This is a genomic window from Thalassotalea crassostreae, from assembly GCF_001831495.1.
Classification (GTDB): Bacteria; Pseudomonadota; Gammaproteobacteria; order Enterobacterales; family Alteromonadaceae; genus Thalassotalea_A; species Thalassotalea_A crassostreae.
On sequence record NZ_CP017689.1, the window covers coordinates 386754 to 402356 of the forward strand.

Annotated in this window: 7 protein-coding genes; 5 read left to right on the plus strand and 2 right to left on the minus strand. The window is 38.9% G+C overall.

Going from position 1 to position 15603, the window contains the following annotated elements:
• The first annotated feature begins 76 nt into the window (after nt 1-76).
• The 3 genes from LT090_RS01765 to LT090_RS01775 all read left to right on the plus strand — a co-directional run bounded on the left by LT090_RS01765 (nt 77) and on the right by LT090_RS01775 (nt 6913).
• Nucleotides 77-3349, plus strand: coding sequence for a glycoside hydrolase family 2 TIM barrel-domain containing protein (locus LT090_RS01765; RefSeq protein WP_082897196.1), 3273 nt, complete (start codon nt 77-79; stop codon nt 3347-3349).
• A 178-nt stretch (nt 3350-3527) separates the two neighbouring features.
• Nucleotides 3528-5405 (plus strand): sulfatase family protein, encoded by a 1878-nt coding sequence (locus LT090_RS01770; protein WP_068546844.1) that lies wholly within the window; start codon nt 3528-3530, stop codon nt 5403-5405.
• Nucleotides 5406-5422: 17 nt separating this feature from the next.
• Nucleotides 5423-6913, plus strand: coding sequence for an SEL1-like repeat protein (locus LT090_RS01775; protein WP_070795873.1), 1491 nt, complete (start codon nt 5423-5425; stop codon nt 6911-6913).
• 47 nt (nt 6914-6960) lie between these two features.
• On the opposite strand, the gene LT090_RS01780 is transcribed toward LT090_RS01775, so the two are convergent.
• Both LT090_RS01780 and LT090_RS01785 read right to left on the minus strand, forming a co-directional pair.
• Complete coding sequence (locus LT090_RS01780; protein WP_068546842.1) at nt 6961-7875, minus strand: alpha/beta hydrolase; 915 nt, start codon at nt 7873-7875, stop codon at nt 6961-6963.
• Nucleotides 7876-7905: 30 nt separating this feature from the next.
• Nucleotides 7906-9483: a hypothetical protein gene (locus tag LT090_RS01785; RefSeq protein WP_068546841.1), complete on the minus strand. Its 1578-nt coding sequence runs from the start codon at nt 9481-9483 to the stop codon at nt 7906-7908.
• A gap of 124 nt (nt 9484-9607) precedes the next feature.
• Here LT090_RS01785 and LT090_RS01790 point away from each other — a divergent pair, with 124 nt between their 5' ends.
• Together LT090_RS01790 and LT090_RS01795 are read left to right on the plus strand one after the other, a co-directional pair.
• A complete protein-coding gene (locus LT090_RS01790) occupies nt 9608-11050 on the plus strand; it encodes a sulfatase-like hydrolase/transferase (RefSeq protein WP_068546840.1) in 1443 nt (480 codons plus the stop codon).
• A 210-nt stretch (nt 11051-11260) separates the two neighbouring features.
• Nucleotides 11261-15040: a hypothetical protein gene (locus LT090_RS01795; protein WP_068546839.1), complete on the plus strand. Its 3780-nt coding sequence runs from the start codon at nt 11261-11263 to the stop codon at nt 15038-15040.
• Nucleotides 15041-15603 lie beyond the last annotated feature (563 nt).

Consider the following 15603-nt stretch of genomic DNA (forward strand, 5'->3'; position numbering starts at 1 on the left):
TAGAGCCTGCTTAACGACTGATTAAAGCCTGTTTTAAAAGAATAAAATAAAAATTAAATTTGTAGGAACTGAAAAAGTGAACATAAGCATTATTAAGAATATCGGCAGTATTTTATGTGTTACTGCGTTGTTTAGCACAGGGACGATCAGAGCCAACGAAACGCCCACTCCAGATTGGGAAAACCCGCAAGTAATCGGTATTAATAAAGAGCAAGGTCATGCTTTTATACGTCCGTATGCCGATATGAATAATGCTAAAAAGCAAATGTCATCGACTCGTATCCAATCATTAAACGGCAAGTGGAAGTTTAATTGGGTTGGTCACCCAGATGAGCGTCCGATTGACTTTTACAAGCCAGATTATGACGTCAGTCAGTGGGTAAGCATCGATGTGCCGGGTAATTGGCAGACACAGGGTTTTGGCCGTCCGATATACACCAATCATCCTTATCCATTTAATAAAGATCAGCCCAAGGTCATGACCGAGCCGCCAAGTGATTACACCAATTTCTATGATCGTAACCCTGTCGGTAGCTACAAGCATAAATTTGTTGTTGATAAAACCTTAGAGTCAGAGCACGTTTTTATTGAATTTCAAGGGGTTAAATCAGCGTTCTATTTATGGATAAACGGCAAAAAAGTTGGCTACAGCCAGGGCAGCATGACGCCGGCGGAATTTAATATTACAGATTACTTAATTGCTGGCGAAAATGAGCTAGCTGTCGAAGTATATCGTTGGTCAGATGGCAGCTATCTTGAAGGTCAAGATATGTGGCGTTTTAGCGGTATTTTCAGAGACGTTAATTTAATTGCAAGACCGAAGGTATTTTTACAAGATTACAAAATAGCTACCTTGCTTAAAAATGATTACCAAGATGCGACATTAGAAGTTGATTTTGAACTGGATAGCCGACTAAAAAATGCAGTAATTGAAGGCCATCAATTACACTTAAGTCTGATTTCTCCACAGGGAAAGTTAATGGAGCAACAATCAGCGAGTGTAAAAAAATCAAATAACAAAATGCTTGGCAAAATAAGCTTCGATGTAGCAAACGTTGATCTCTGGAGCAGTGAATCGCCAACGCTTTATTCATTGATGTTAGCCGTTGTGGATAGCCAAGGCACTGCACTTGAATACATACCTTGGTCATTCGGTTTTAAAGAAACTAAAATTGCAGACAATCAATTTTGGGTTAACGGTAAAGCAATTAAGATTAAGGGCGTAAATCGCCATGAGCACCATCCAAGAACAGGCCGTTATATTGATCTAGAAACCATGGTGCTAGACATGAAGTTAATCAAGCAAGGTAACTTCAATTTAGTTCGCACCAGCCATTACCCAAATGATCATCGCTGGTATCAACTTGCCAATGAATACGGAATTTACATTCTAGATGATGCCAACCAAGAAAGTCATGGTTACAAAACTCGTAACAAAATCTTAGGTGACAATCCTAACTGGACAATCGCTCACGTTGATCGCGCTGCATCAATGGTGCATACCAACAAAAACTATTCAGCAATTGCAATTTGGTCATTGGGTAATGAAGGCGGAGCAGGGCGTAACTTTATCGCGATGCGTGAAGCCGTTTTAGCGATTGATGATTCACGTCCTATCTTATCGGATACTGATTTAAATGCATCTGACTTTGTTGAGCGAAGCTATCGCACAGTCAATAACGTCAACGAATTCCTTAAAAAATCAAAACAAGTTGATAAGCCATTTATTCAGCGCGAATACGCCCATGCAATGGGCAATTCATTAGGTAATTTCCAAGAGCATTGGGACAAAATATACGCCAATAAAAACTACGTTGGCGGCGCTATTTGGGATTGGGTGGATCAAGGTCTAGCAAGAGTAAAAAATACTGCCGTTGTAAGCTATTCAAATGATCCAAGTAATCTATCGCTTAATCATCAACGGGAGGTTTGGGCCTATGGTGGCGATTTTGGTGATACGCCGACCGACGCTGAGTTTTTGCTTAATGGCATTGTATCGCCGGACAGAAAGTTATACCCAAGCTATTATGAAGCCAAGAAAGTTCAACAAAATGTTTGGTTTGAACAAACTGACAATCCGCTGCAGATCAAAATAACTAACCGTTATGACTTTACCAATTTGAATCAATACCAAATCATTTGGCAGATAAAAGATAAATCCGATGGTAAAGACAAGGTTTTAGCGAAAGGTGAATTAGACCTCGACCTAGCACCGTGGAAATCAACCTTAGTCGACATTCCATTTAACGGTAAAGCCAATAACAATGAACTGTTTCTTGAATTTTTAGCGTTAACAAAAGCGGATGCTATTTGGTCTGACAAAGGCTTTGATGTTGCACAACAGCAATTTACTATTGCGCCTTTTACCTATCCAAAACAAGTGCAGGCGGCGGGTGAAAAAGTTAGTCTAAATGAAACGCCATACAACATTAATATATCGGCTGAGCAAGCACAGTTATCAATTGATAAAGTAAGCGGCGAATTAATTAGTTATCAATTTGACGGCAAAGAATTGTTAAAACAGCCACTGACGCCATATTTTTGGAAACCAGTGAATAACAACCAATCCCGTAGCAAGTTTACCGAGCGCATGGTGCCCTGGGTACATGCTGGTGCTTATCGTCAAGTGAGCGATGTTAAGGTGAGCAAGTTAGCTGACAATTTAGTGTCGGTAAAAGTAACCGCTAGACTAGTAGCGAACCATGCATTGTATCAATTAGTCTATCGTATTAATGGCGAAGGCAAGGTTGAAGTTGATGCAAAATACACCCCTGATCCAGAGCGCACGCAATACCCACATATGCCTAAGTTTGGTGTGAAGTTAGGTTTAGATTCATCGCTAGCGCAAATTAACTGGTACGGCAGAGGCCCGTTTGAAAACTACCCTGATAGACAAACGGCCGCTAACATTGGCAACTATCAAAAATCGTTAACCCAGTTTCAAGTACCTTATATATCAGCAACGGACAGTACCAATCGTGGTGATGTGAGGAATTTAAGCTTTGCCAATGAAGATGTTGTACTGTCAGTGCGAGGCAAACAACCTTTACATTTTAGAGCGTGGCCATATGATGAGTCAGATTTATACTCGTTTAACAGCTCGCCAGTGAAAAACTCAGCAAGCGACAGAGTAAGACGTAAACATTATTACGAATTGCCGGAAAGAAACTACATTAACGTGAATTTAGACTTAAAAATTCACGGTGTTGGTGGTGATAATAGCTGGGGTGGCCATACGATGAAAAAGTACTTTGTGCCAGCCGATAAACCGATGCAATTTGGTTTTATTTTACAAGCACAAGCACAAGCACAAGCACAAGCACAAGCACAAGCACAAGCACATAAGTAGTTTTGTCAGCTTAGTGTAAATTAATTTATAATATAATTCATACTTATTTACATTCTAGAGTATAAAACGTACTCTAGAATGCAATAACAATTAGATTGAACGCACTCAATTGAAATACTTATAAGATTGCGCCTCGTTTATTAATGCTAAATATAAACTTTATCTCCAAGGTAACTAAATGAAACTTAAATTATTACTCGCTACTGTTTTATCTCTGAGCGCAACAATTGCACAAAGCAAAACGCCTGATAAACCAAATATTTTATGGTTAATAAGTGAAGATAATTCTAAGCATTACTTAAAGCTTTATAATGAAAATGGGGCAAAAATGCCGAACATCGAACGTTTGGCATCACAAGGTTTAACTTTCAATAATGCATTCTCTAATGCGCCGGTGTGTTCAACTGCGCGTACTACCTTAGCAACTGGGATCTACGGCGTGAAGTTAGGTACGTATCAGCATCGCGGTTACGAAACGGTCAGTTTGCCGCAAGGGTTTAAAAGCTTTAATGAGCAATTAAAGTCAGCGGGCTATTACACCAGTAATAATTCTAAAACAGATTATAACTTTATCGAAAATGGCGAGTTGTGGGATGAGTCTTCTAAAAAGGCAACTTGGCGTAATAAAAAAGCCAATCAACCGTTTTTCCATGTTCAAACATTTATGGTTACTCATGAAGGAAAACTGCACTTTAAAGCCGGTGCGATGGAGAAAGTAAAAACCAAACATGATCCAAGCAAAGTAACACTCGCCCCTATTTATCCTGACACACCAACCTTTAGATATACCATGGCGAAAACCTTAGACAACCATAAAACCGTCGATAACCAAATTGGTAATGTACTGAAAAAATTAGAAGAAGATGGTGAGCTGGAAAACACTTTTATATTCTATTTTGGCGATCATGGCGGAGTATTACCGGGTAGTAAAGGCTATTTATTTGAACGTGGTTTAAATGTACCTCTTGTGGTTAGAGTGCCAGAGAACTTTAAACATTTAGTTGGTGAAGGTTTGCGTGAAAAGCCAACACGAGTTGATGGTTTTGTCAGTTTTGTCGACTTTGCGCCAACGATGTTAACTCTTGCTGGATTAGCGCCAGAAAAAGAAATGGACGGGCAAGCTTTCTTGCAAAGTGATTTAACTCTTAGTGACTTAAATAAGCGTAACTTTACCTTTTCTCACGCCGATAGGTTTGATGAAAAGTCAGACTTAGTGCGCAGTATTCGCGTCGGAAACTACAAGTACATTCGCCATTATCAACCGTATTACAGTGACAGCTTATATGCCTATTATCGCTACCGTCAGTTAGCATTCAAAGAATGGCAGCAGATGCATAAAGATGGTGAACTTTCAGCGGTTCAAGGAGCATTTTTTGAACCATCGGGCGTCGAGTCCTTATACGATATCGCCAACGACCCTTATGAAACTAATAACTTGGTAAACGATGACAAACATCAGCAAAAATTATTAGAGCTAAGAACTCGGCTGCAACATACCGTTAGCAACATGCCGGATTTAGGCTTTATTCCTGAGTCAATGTGGCTTGATGAAAGCAAAGGCAAAGCTTATGAGTATCGAACCAATCAGAAAACGAGAATAGCGACATTAATTGAAATAGCGGATATGCAATTGAGGTCTTTTGCTCAAGTGGAACAGAAATTATTAAACTATTTAACAACCGGCACTACAGATCAACAGCAATGGGCGCTCATTACTTTAAGTTCATTCGCCAAACAGGCAAAACATTTAACTGCTAACGTCGAAAAAGCACTTAAAAACTCTACCAACTCGCTAGTAAAAGCACGCGCTATTGAGTTTTTAACATTACAGAAAGTAATGTCACCAGTAGCTTCTTTAAGTAATGTGATTGCCACTGAAACCGATCCATTAGTGAAAGTGGAATTATTAAATATTGCTGCTTTCCTTCATGAAATTACCGGTGAACTATTCCCCGTTCCGAAACAGTTTAAGATGGAAAAGCCAAGCAGAAACAGTGCCACTTTTAAGATTGATACATGGATGTATGAGCGTTGGTTATATATCTCTAAATCATAATAATGAAGGACCAAGCAATGATTAACTTAAAAAACAGGACGTTAACTTCAGCCATCGCTTTAAGCTTTTTAATTAGCGCTGTGAGCTATGCCGGAGATGTGGTGCTGGCTGATAAATATTATGTCGAGCAACAATATGACTTGGCGCTAAATGAATATTTGTCGGTCGCGGAAGAAGTCAATGCAAAAGCCTATTATCAACTGGGTACTATGTATTACAAAGGTTTGGGGACTAAGGCTGACGAATTTAAAGCCCTTGTTTGGTTTTCAATGGCTGCTGAGCATAATTATGATAACTCTAAAGACCTTGTAAGTAAGCTACTGGCTGGGCTCTCTAATGAAGACAGAGAGAAAGTACTGACACAGATAAAATCATATCAACTGTCTTATGCTAAACAAGGCACTTATCGTCAAAACAAACCCGAGATCATAATAAATAGTTTGTCGAAAAAAGTATTATTTGATGGTCAGCCAGATTTGTCCGAGGTAGACATTATTACTGATTATGAATATGGCAGTTCATCGTTTTCAGGTAATAGTGCTGCTCCTGATATTGACCAAGAAGATTTTTCTAGTTTTGATTCATTAGGTGACGAGAATATGATCCCGTTTGAACAATACTTTTTAATTGCTGATTATGATGTGGCTGCTGATGGTTCAATAAGAAATATTATTCCTATACAAACAAGCGGTGACGTACGAAGTGCATTACACAGCCTGTCGATGAATACCTTGCCTAAGCCAACTGTCGAAGATGACGAGACACAGTTCATTAATAGAACATTTTTAGGTTTAGCGGCTTATAACAAGTTGCGGATGAAAAATGAAAATAATTATTTTTACGTAAAATTAAATCGCCAAATTAGAGAATTAAATCAAAGTGAAAAACCAAAAGATAAATATACCCAAGCGATGACTTTGATGATTTTTCCTTGGCTAAAGCAACAAAAAGGCGATGTTGATAAACTACTTAGAGCTTCGGCTGAGCAAGGCTTTATGAAAGCTCAATATGAGTATGGTTTAAAGTTGTATCGAGAACAAAAAGAGATAAGCGATGCCGTACAGTGGCTTTATCGAGCGGCAAAACAAGGGCATCGTCAGGCTAAATATCGTTTGGGTCGAATTCTTTTAGACTCACCTTGGATAACAAAAGATGAACACAAAGCATTATTTTGGCTAGAAGAAGCGGCGAGCAAGGGGCATATAGCTGCGACACAAACAGCGATAGGGGTAAAGCTATTGGCTACCGACGAACAATTAATCGATGTTAATGGTGCAATTGATTATTTGTCACAAATTGAAGAACAACAAAATGACAATCCAGAATACAACTATTTGCAAGCAATTGCGCACCTCAAAATGGAACCAAGACAGCTGTCTAAGTCGGTTGAATATATTCGGACAGCAATCGATCTAGGTGATGAATTAAATTGGGACGTCGCACCTTGGAAGGCTGAGCTGAAAAAATGGACCAGTGGAGGTAACGTCACTATCAGTGAAGTGGAGTAGTAACTATATCTCCAACTTTTAACTCCTAACCTTATATCGTTAGCAAGCTAATGATATAAGGTTTCCAACCATTGCTCGGCTAAGTGACGCCAATTGGGCGCATAATCAATATTTGTTCCTAAACCATAACCATGATTTCCGATAGCAAACAAATGCATAGTAACGTTGACATTATGGGTTAGCAGCGCCTCATAAAATAATTTTGAGTTTTTAACTGATACTGCGGTATCACTTGTAGAGTGTACAATAAACGTAGCGGGTGAATCTTTAGTGACATGTAGTTCATTGGAAAACTGTATGATCAAATCTTTGCTCGGTGTTTTCCCTAATAAATTTCGACGTGAACCGTTATGGGTAATGCCTTTTTTCATTGAAATAACAGGATAAATTAACATCGCAAAGTTTACGTTACTTGACATCGTATCGATCTCATCTTGTGCTTGATAATATTCGGTACGACGGTGAGTCGCCAACGTTGATGCTAGATGGCCTCCGGCTGACGAACCTATCACGCCGATTTTATCTTTATCAATGTTAAAACGCCTAGCGTTGTAACGAATATATTTTATTGCACGTTGTGCATCTTGAATTGGTGCTTTGTATGAAACCTGTGCAGATTTAGCTTGTGGCATTCGATACTTTAAAACGAATGCGGCAAAGCCTTGACTGTTAAACCACTTCGCATACTCTGTCCCTTCTAAATCATAAGCAACACCTTTGTATCCACCACCTGGCAGTATCAGTACCGCCATACCATTGCTTTTGCTTTTTTCTGGCAAGAAGGCTGCTATGGTCGGAGTTTGCACATCGGCGATGAATAATGTGTCCCTTTTTAGAATTACCTCTTTCGCTTGAGTACTAATAAAATTTGGAATTGAACGTTCTTGCCACAGCGCTACTTGCTCTTGAGCGGACAAAGCTGCGCTAAAGCATAGAAATATTAACGTCAGTAATGATTTCATTTAGTTAATCAAGCTCAACATTATTTAGTACTATTTTATTTTTAATTCAATCATTGTTAACGAATCGGCCAAAATAGATGCTTGAAAATGACCAGAATTATCAATAATGACAACATCTTCAATTACTCCGGGGGCTTTAAAGCTAACAGCAAGATTAGCGTCGTCTATATCATATCCTTGTAAGTCGATATAAATATCTTCTGTTTCGTCACTTTTATTAAGTAAATAGATAAAAATAGAGTTTTCTTTGATAACCGCAGCACTTAGAATTTTAGAATTTTCTGATACGCTTTCTACTAGCTGACCATTCAAAGCATTTTTATACAATTCGAATACTTTAGCACTTGGTGTTGGCTTATAGTTGTCACCTGAATCCACTAAGAATCTGAATGAATTGTCACTGTCTGGCCATTGTGTAGACCACATGGCACCAATTTCGAGTCCCGCTAACATAAATTGCATTTGCATCTCTGATTGCATTAACGCGCTTTTAAATGGTGTATGTTCAACATCTTCTGCATGTGGGCCAGGACCAATATTCCACTCCATTACCGCTAACTTGATATTTTCTCGGCCAAGCTCAACCATCAAATTATTAAAGTAGCCAATTTCTTCGGTAAAGGATTTACCGTTTGTATACCAGTCAGTGCGATTTAACATCGGCGTAGTAGCTTTCCATAAATCCCAAGAGGCTTCCCCCCACTTCCAATAATAATGGACATCAATATAGTCAAAATTATCACCGGCTATGTTTAATAAAGTAGTGAACGAGTTTCTATTGGTTTGAAATTTGTCAGTCCAATTGGCGATAAGCTTAGCATTAGGCGCATATTTTTTGATTTCGGGCACATAATAGTTAATCTGATTGGCATATTCGGTCGGTGACCACTTTTTATGATGGTTTTCGTTATCAAGATAAATATAGGTTAAATCGAAATCCCTCTCTTTACAGTATTTAAGCATTTCAATCGCTTCATTCAAACCATCTTCCTGGCGATCAAAGTTTCGGCCTGAGCTCATGTTTATGCCGAGCATAGGCTCACAATTTGCCGCACGACAAAGTGCCATGTACTCATCTAAGTCCATATAGTTTTCAGCTGACGCGTCATCTTCTCGGTTATATGAACCATTCCAACTATCGACCCAACCGTGACCATTTAAGTCATCCCAATGATACATAGTTGTAACTGTGCCACCTGGATATCTTAAAAAACCAGTGCCTATTTCTTTGTACAGCTCGGCCATTGCACCATCAGCATAGATATGATCGGCTTCAAGTGAATAAATGAGTCCTTGCCCCTGGATCATCGGGCTAATAATATGTTGTTTAACCTGAGCATTAATGGATATTTTTTGACCAATTGGCATTACATCTTCAGGCGGCGAAGTTGTTGTATCTTCTTCATCTTTCTCGTCTCCACCCGAGCCTTTAGTATCATCATTGGCTGGCGTTTCATCAGTAGTGTCTGAATCTGTACTGCCATCACCTACTGTCTCTACCGGTATAGGGTCGGTTTGTTTTTCGTCACTGCTACCGCCACTGCCGCAACTTATCACCAAGATTAAAAAAAATCCGCTCACTATTGTTCGTTTTAATAACATCAGCATTATATTTGCCTCGCCTAAACACCATTTTGGCTTAATTTGGTTTTCAGATAAAAATTTACTGTATTTAATTGCTAATCTATATTACATTTATTTTGTAATATTTATAGTATTAAATTGGGTAAGTATGAATTTTTATAAAACAATAACAACAATTATTTCTATTATTATGTTTAATGGTGTTGTGCAAGTGCAAGCCAGTGAAACTAATGCCGGGCAAAACTCTAAAAATAAACCTAATTTGATCGTCATTCTTACAGACGATCAGGGTTATAAGGATGTAGGCTTTAATGGCAGTACCGACATTAAAACGCCTTTTATCGATGTTATTGCCAATGAAGGAACAATCTTTACCAATGGTTATGTTACGTTTCCAGTGTGTGGCCCTAGTAGAGCTGGATTGTTAACCGGGCGCTACCAAGGTCGATTTGGGTTTACCTCTAATCCTTCTCCTGCACCGGACGCAGATGTTGGTTTACCGAGTAGTGAAAAAACTATCGCAGAAGTGTTAAAACCTGCAGGTTACACCAGTGGTATTTTAGGTAAGTGGCATATGGGCGGTCATGCTGATTATCATCCGAATAATCGAGGATTTGATTACTTTTTTGGCTTTGTAGAAGGTGGACATCGATACTTCCCGGAAGAGTTAACGATCACAGATTTTAGTGAAGTAACTAAATGGAGTGGTTGGTATTACACTAAATTAATGCGTAATCAAGAGCGCATTGAAACAACAGAGTATTTAACCGATGAACTGTCAAACGAAGCAGTGAAGTTTATTGAGCGTGAAAAAGACAACCCATTCTTCTTATTTGTTTCATACAACGCCCCTCATGCGCCATTGCAAGCGACGGAAAAATACTTAAATCGTTACAAGCATATTAAAGACAAAAAGCGTCAAACCTATGCGGCTATGGTAAGTGCAGTTGATGATGGCGTTGGCGAAATCCTTAAAACGCTTGAAAAACAAGGGATTGATGACAATACAATCGTATTCTTTTTATCAGATAATGGTGGCCCAGAAACGAAAAATGCATCGGATAATGGCGAGTTGCGAGAAGGTAAAGGTTCGCTATTTGAAGGTGGTGTAAGGGTACCTTTTGCTATGCGTTGGCCAGAAAAAATTCCACAAGGACAGGTATACACTAATGCTGTTAGCTCTCTTGATATCTTGGCGACAATTGTCGGCCAGGCAGATGTTGATACATCAAAAAACAAGCCTCTTGATGGTGTTGACTTAACGCCGTATTTGACCGGTGAAAATGATGGCCTACCACATGATGCATTGTATTGGCGTCATCTTCGTAAAGATGGGCAAGCGGTAATAGCCAATCACAATAAAATGATTAATTTAAAGAATAAAAAGTTTTTATATGATGTTGCCAACGATGTAGGTGAAACTGAAAGTCTTGGAAGTGACAATGACACTTATAAAGAGTTGAATGCAGGTTATCAAGAATGGTTAAAAGAGATGAAGCCAACGGCATTTGTGACACTTCTTGAATATAAAAAAATATGGTTAAAGCAGCAAAAGTCTAAGAAAAACAAAAACAAAAAAACAAAACCATAAAGAGAAGAATTAATTCAACATAAATAAATATGATAAATATGTTATATTTTTATTTACAAATAATTTTATTTGTGTAAATTAGTGTAAAGGATAGGCTTAATTGAATTGTGTATATCCATTTTGAACGATAAATATTATAAAAATAAACGAACAAAAATTATTCAATAATCAGCATTTGTTGAAATAACAAACGATACGTAGAGAAACATTATGAGCAAATATTCGAAAAACAAAATAGCCTCAGCGATTGCAGCCACATTGGTTCTTGCAAGTACTCCAACACTTGCTGAAAATTTAATTCCTGAAGGTACGTTAGAAGAACTTGTATTTGAAAATGCAAACTTAGCGTTTAATGTTGGGCCGATGCTGTCTGATGGGACTACCCAAGCATGGGGGCAAATTGGAACCGGTTGGTGTCGCTTTATTAATGATACGATCTCAGGTAAGGATGCTGATTGGTTTAGACATTCACCGACAGGTAATGATACCAACGTTGCTTATTGTAATCATAAACGCACGAATGATAATGGCGGTATCTATCGCGCCGTTGAAGGTCTTGAGGCTGGTAAGACTTATGCTCTCTCTGGTAAAGGTTCAACTCGTGGTTCATTACAATGGGCAATCGAGTATGCCAAAGTTGGTGCTGAACAAGATGAGTGGGGCAATGCAGCAAGAACAGTAGTCGATTTAACTAATGTTGTAGAATCAGATCTCGCTTGGGTAACAATTGAAGATACGATGACAGTGCCAGAAGATGCGGATTTAGCTCAGCCGTTTCGAGTATTTATCCATACCCAACCTAGCACAGCTTTCCCATCTACCGATGTACTTGAGACCGAACGCTCACAGTTATGGGTTGATGATTTTGAATTAACTGCAATAGCTGAGCCAGTAGAATATTTTGCAGATGGTGATTTAGAAGATGTTACTGGTTTTGTCAGCGGTAACAGCGCCTGGGGTAATGGTCCTAAACTCGCTGACGGAACAAGTCCTGCTTACACTGTAGATACTGGCGGTTTCAAAAGTGGTTGGGGTCGTTTCATCAACAAAGAGCGAACTCAAAGTGCTGCAGCAGGCTCAGAAGCTATACCTGCAGGTAATGATAGTGAGGTTGTCGCATTCTTAAACCACAATCGTAATAACGATGCCGCTGGTATTGCTCGTATAGTTGAAGGTATTCAACCTGGCATGACTTATCATTTAGCAGGTGACGGTGCGACTAGCGGTAGTATTCGTTGGGGTTATTCTTATACTAAAATAGATGCGGAAACGAGAACGCGTGTAGAGTTAACGAATATTGTCGAATCAGATCGAGCTTGGGTTACGGTAACTGACAGTTTTGTTGCGCCAGAAGATATTGATACATCTAAAGACTTTATGGTGTTTATTTATACAGCACCGAGTGCAGCTTTTCCTGCTGAAGGCGACATTAGCTCAACTGATCGTTCATTACTTTGGACAGATAATTATTCATTAATGGGTCCTCCAGCTTCAGCTGGACCTGTCGATTCGGATGGCGATGGTGTGCCTGATGATGAAGATGCGTTCCCAGATGATGCCGCAGCAAGTTTAGATACAGATGGCGATAAGATGCCAGACGAATATAACGAAGACTGTGACATAGCATGTCAGGAAGCAAGTAACTTAGATATCGATGATGATGATGATGGTGATGGCATTGATGATGTTAATGATGGTCACCCATTAGATGGTGGTAAAGATGTTTTGATAGGCTTTGCTGCTGATTCAGTTGCCCTAGTTGAAGGCGAAGAGTTTGTAATTGACGCGAGTTCATCGATTCCAAATAGTGAGTTAGCAACTTATGTATGGTCTATTACCGGTTTAGGGAACTTAGCTGAAGATGGTGGTGAAACGGCAACTTATACTGCACCAAGCGATCTCGCTGCACAAGAAGACGTGATTATTTCATTAACCGTAACTTCTGCTAGTGATAGTGCTACTGAAACTTTCCCGATAACGGTTGCTAATGCTCCTGCACAAATTACCGCTAACGCCACACTGTCAGGTATGTTAAATGCTATGCTGGCTTACGGTGAAAAAATTCAACTTGACGCTTCAAGCTCAATGGATAGCGAAGATGGCATGCTTTCTTATAAGTGGAAAGTTACCGGCGTTCCAGTTGAGTTATCGGACGATACTGCGGTAAATCCTAGCTTTTATGTGCCTTTAGTTAAAGCTGATACACCAATTACAATTGAAGTTACGGTATCTAACTACTTAACAGATTACGATGGAACTTATTTGTTAGATGATGAAGATAATATGATAGTTGCTTCATCTGAGACGTACTCTATTAATGCAACGGTTAAGAGAACGTTCCCTGTTATCGAGTATCCGTTGGAATACTTCCCGGAAGGTGACATGGAAAGTGTTACTGGATTTGAAACAGAAGGCTGGGGTATAGGTAACTATAGCTTTAAAGGTGATAATGCAATATTTACTAACCGTGTAGATGAAGACGGCAATAAAATTGCAATGTTTGGTCAAACGGGTAAAGGTTGGTCACGCTATATTAATCATACTCGTACTCAAGCTGAAGGTGGTTTCGACGTCCGACCGCCTGAAGGCAGAATAGGTGTTGTTGCCCATATGAACGATAAGCGTCAGAGTCATGCTGAAGGTTTATATGCTCAAGTAGAAGGTATTGTGCCTGGAGCGAGTTATAACTACAGTATTGATGCAGCAGCATCAGGAACGGTACAGCTTTCTTATGAATATGTGAAGACAACCGCTGTAGCTGACGAAAATGGCAACTTAGAAAAAACAAGAATGACATTAGGTGATTCTGCTGCTTCAGGTTATAAGTGGGTTACACTAGCTGGAAGTCTTGTCGCTCCAACGGATATTGATGTAAGCCAAGAGTTTATTCTGTTTGTTCACACAATCGGTGACGCATCGGTTAATTTGAAAGGAACGGAAGACGCTAGACTTTGGATGGACAACGTTTCGTTACAAGAGCTATCTTTAGGTACTGATACGGATAATGATGGCGTTATTGATATTAACGATGGCTTCCCTAATAATCCTGCAATTGCAGCCGATACTGATGGTGATGGCCTGCCGGATGACTATGTGAAAACTTGTGATCAAGCGTGTCAAGATAGTGCCGATGTGACTATCGATAATGATGATGATAATGATGGCATTTTAGATACTATTGATGGTTTCCCTAAAGATAGTAGAGAAGTAATCAAAATTACCACTTCGACTGGAGCAAAAAAGGTATTTGAAGGTGCTGAAGTAGTAATGGATGCAAGCTCAAGCTTACCAAGCACGAGCGATGCAACTTATACTTGGACTCAAGTTTCTGGTGTACCGGTAGCGTTTTCTTCGACTAATAGTGCGATGACTATGTTTAATGCGCCAACTGACTTGACTGAAGAAGCATTTATAGAGGTGATGTTAACGATAGATTATGGCGATACGTCGAAGTCGGAAATATACTCACTTTCAGTTATTAACGCTCCAGCGGTTATTCATCCTAGTATCGAATTATATTCAATGACGACTACGGGGGCTGATACAGATAATCCTCAAGTTGAAACGACTGAAATAGTAGAAGCTGAAGATCTTATTTGGGAAGCTGGTCAAGAAATCAAAATTGATGCTTTACGCTCTGTCGATAGCGAAGGTGGCGATCTAGAGTTTTCATGGAAAACTAAAGGTGGTCCACTTACCTTAAACGATGTAGAAGGTAGTTCATCGAGTAAAACGTTTATTGTTCCAGAATATAATATAGAAACGGTTATTACTTTCGAGCTCACTGTTTCTAACTATCTTAGAGATTACAATGGTGATTATATTCTAAATGATGATAACGAAAAAATTGTTTGGAGTACGGTGAAAACTGAAGCACAAGCGACAATATTAAAGACAGAGCAAGAAAAACCTGATCACGGTTCATTTGGGTTCTTTGCAATGCTTTTACTATCAGGATTGACCTGTGTTAGAAGATTATTTAAAAAATAATCGTTAGTAAGAAATCAATTTTATTAAAGGCTCCTCTTCGGAGCCTTTTTTTTGCCTTCAGGGATGAAGGTATGTCGAATTACCATGGATGGAAATTAATTCGACGCCAAAGGGATGAAGGGAACGACGCCTTTTCTTAGCTAAGTTTGGGATTTTGTTCCAATCCAGAGCGGAACTAATGTTCCAGTTCATCGATGCGACAATGCTTTAAAACAAGGTCCTAAAACAAGGTCCTAAAACTAGGATCAGATTCAGGTTAATAAAATCGTTAAGGTTGAGGTTATAGATAGGATAAATTGCAACATTGAGCTGTTTACTATTCAATCAAATCGCTATTTCGAAGATTTCTTAATATTTATATAGCACTCTAAGTAATTGATTTTTAGCAATTATTGTTTTATTTCTGTTATTTATCATATTTATATTAAATATAGCTTGAAATTTATTCTAAGAATGATGTATTGTGGGTATGTTACCAAGATGTTACAGAGGCGTTACTGAAAGTTACAGAATAGTAATATAAATAAAAATGCGCCGACAAGAACAATTATTATAAATGAGAG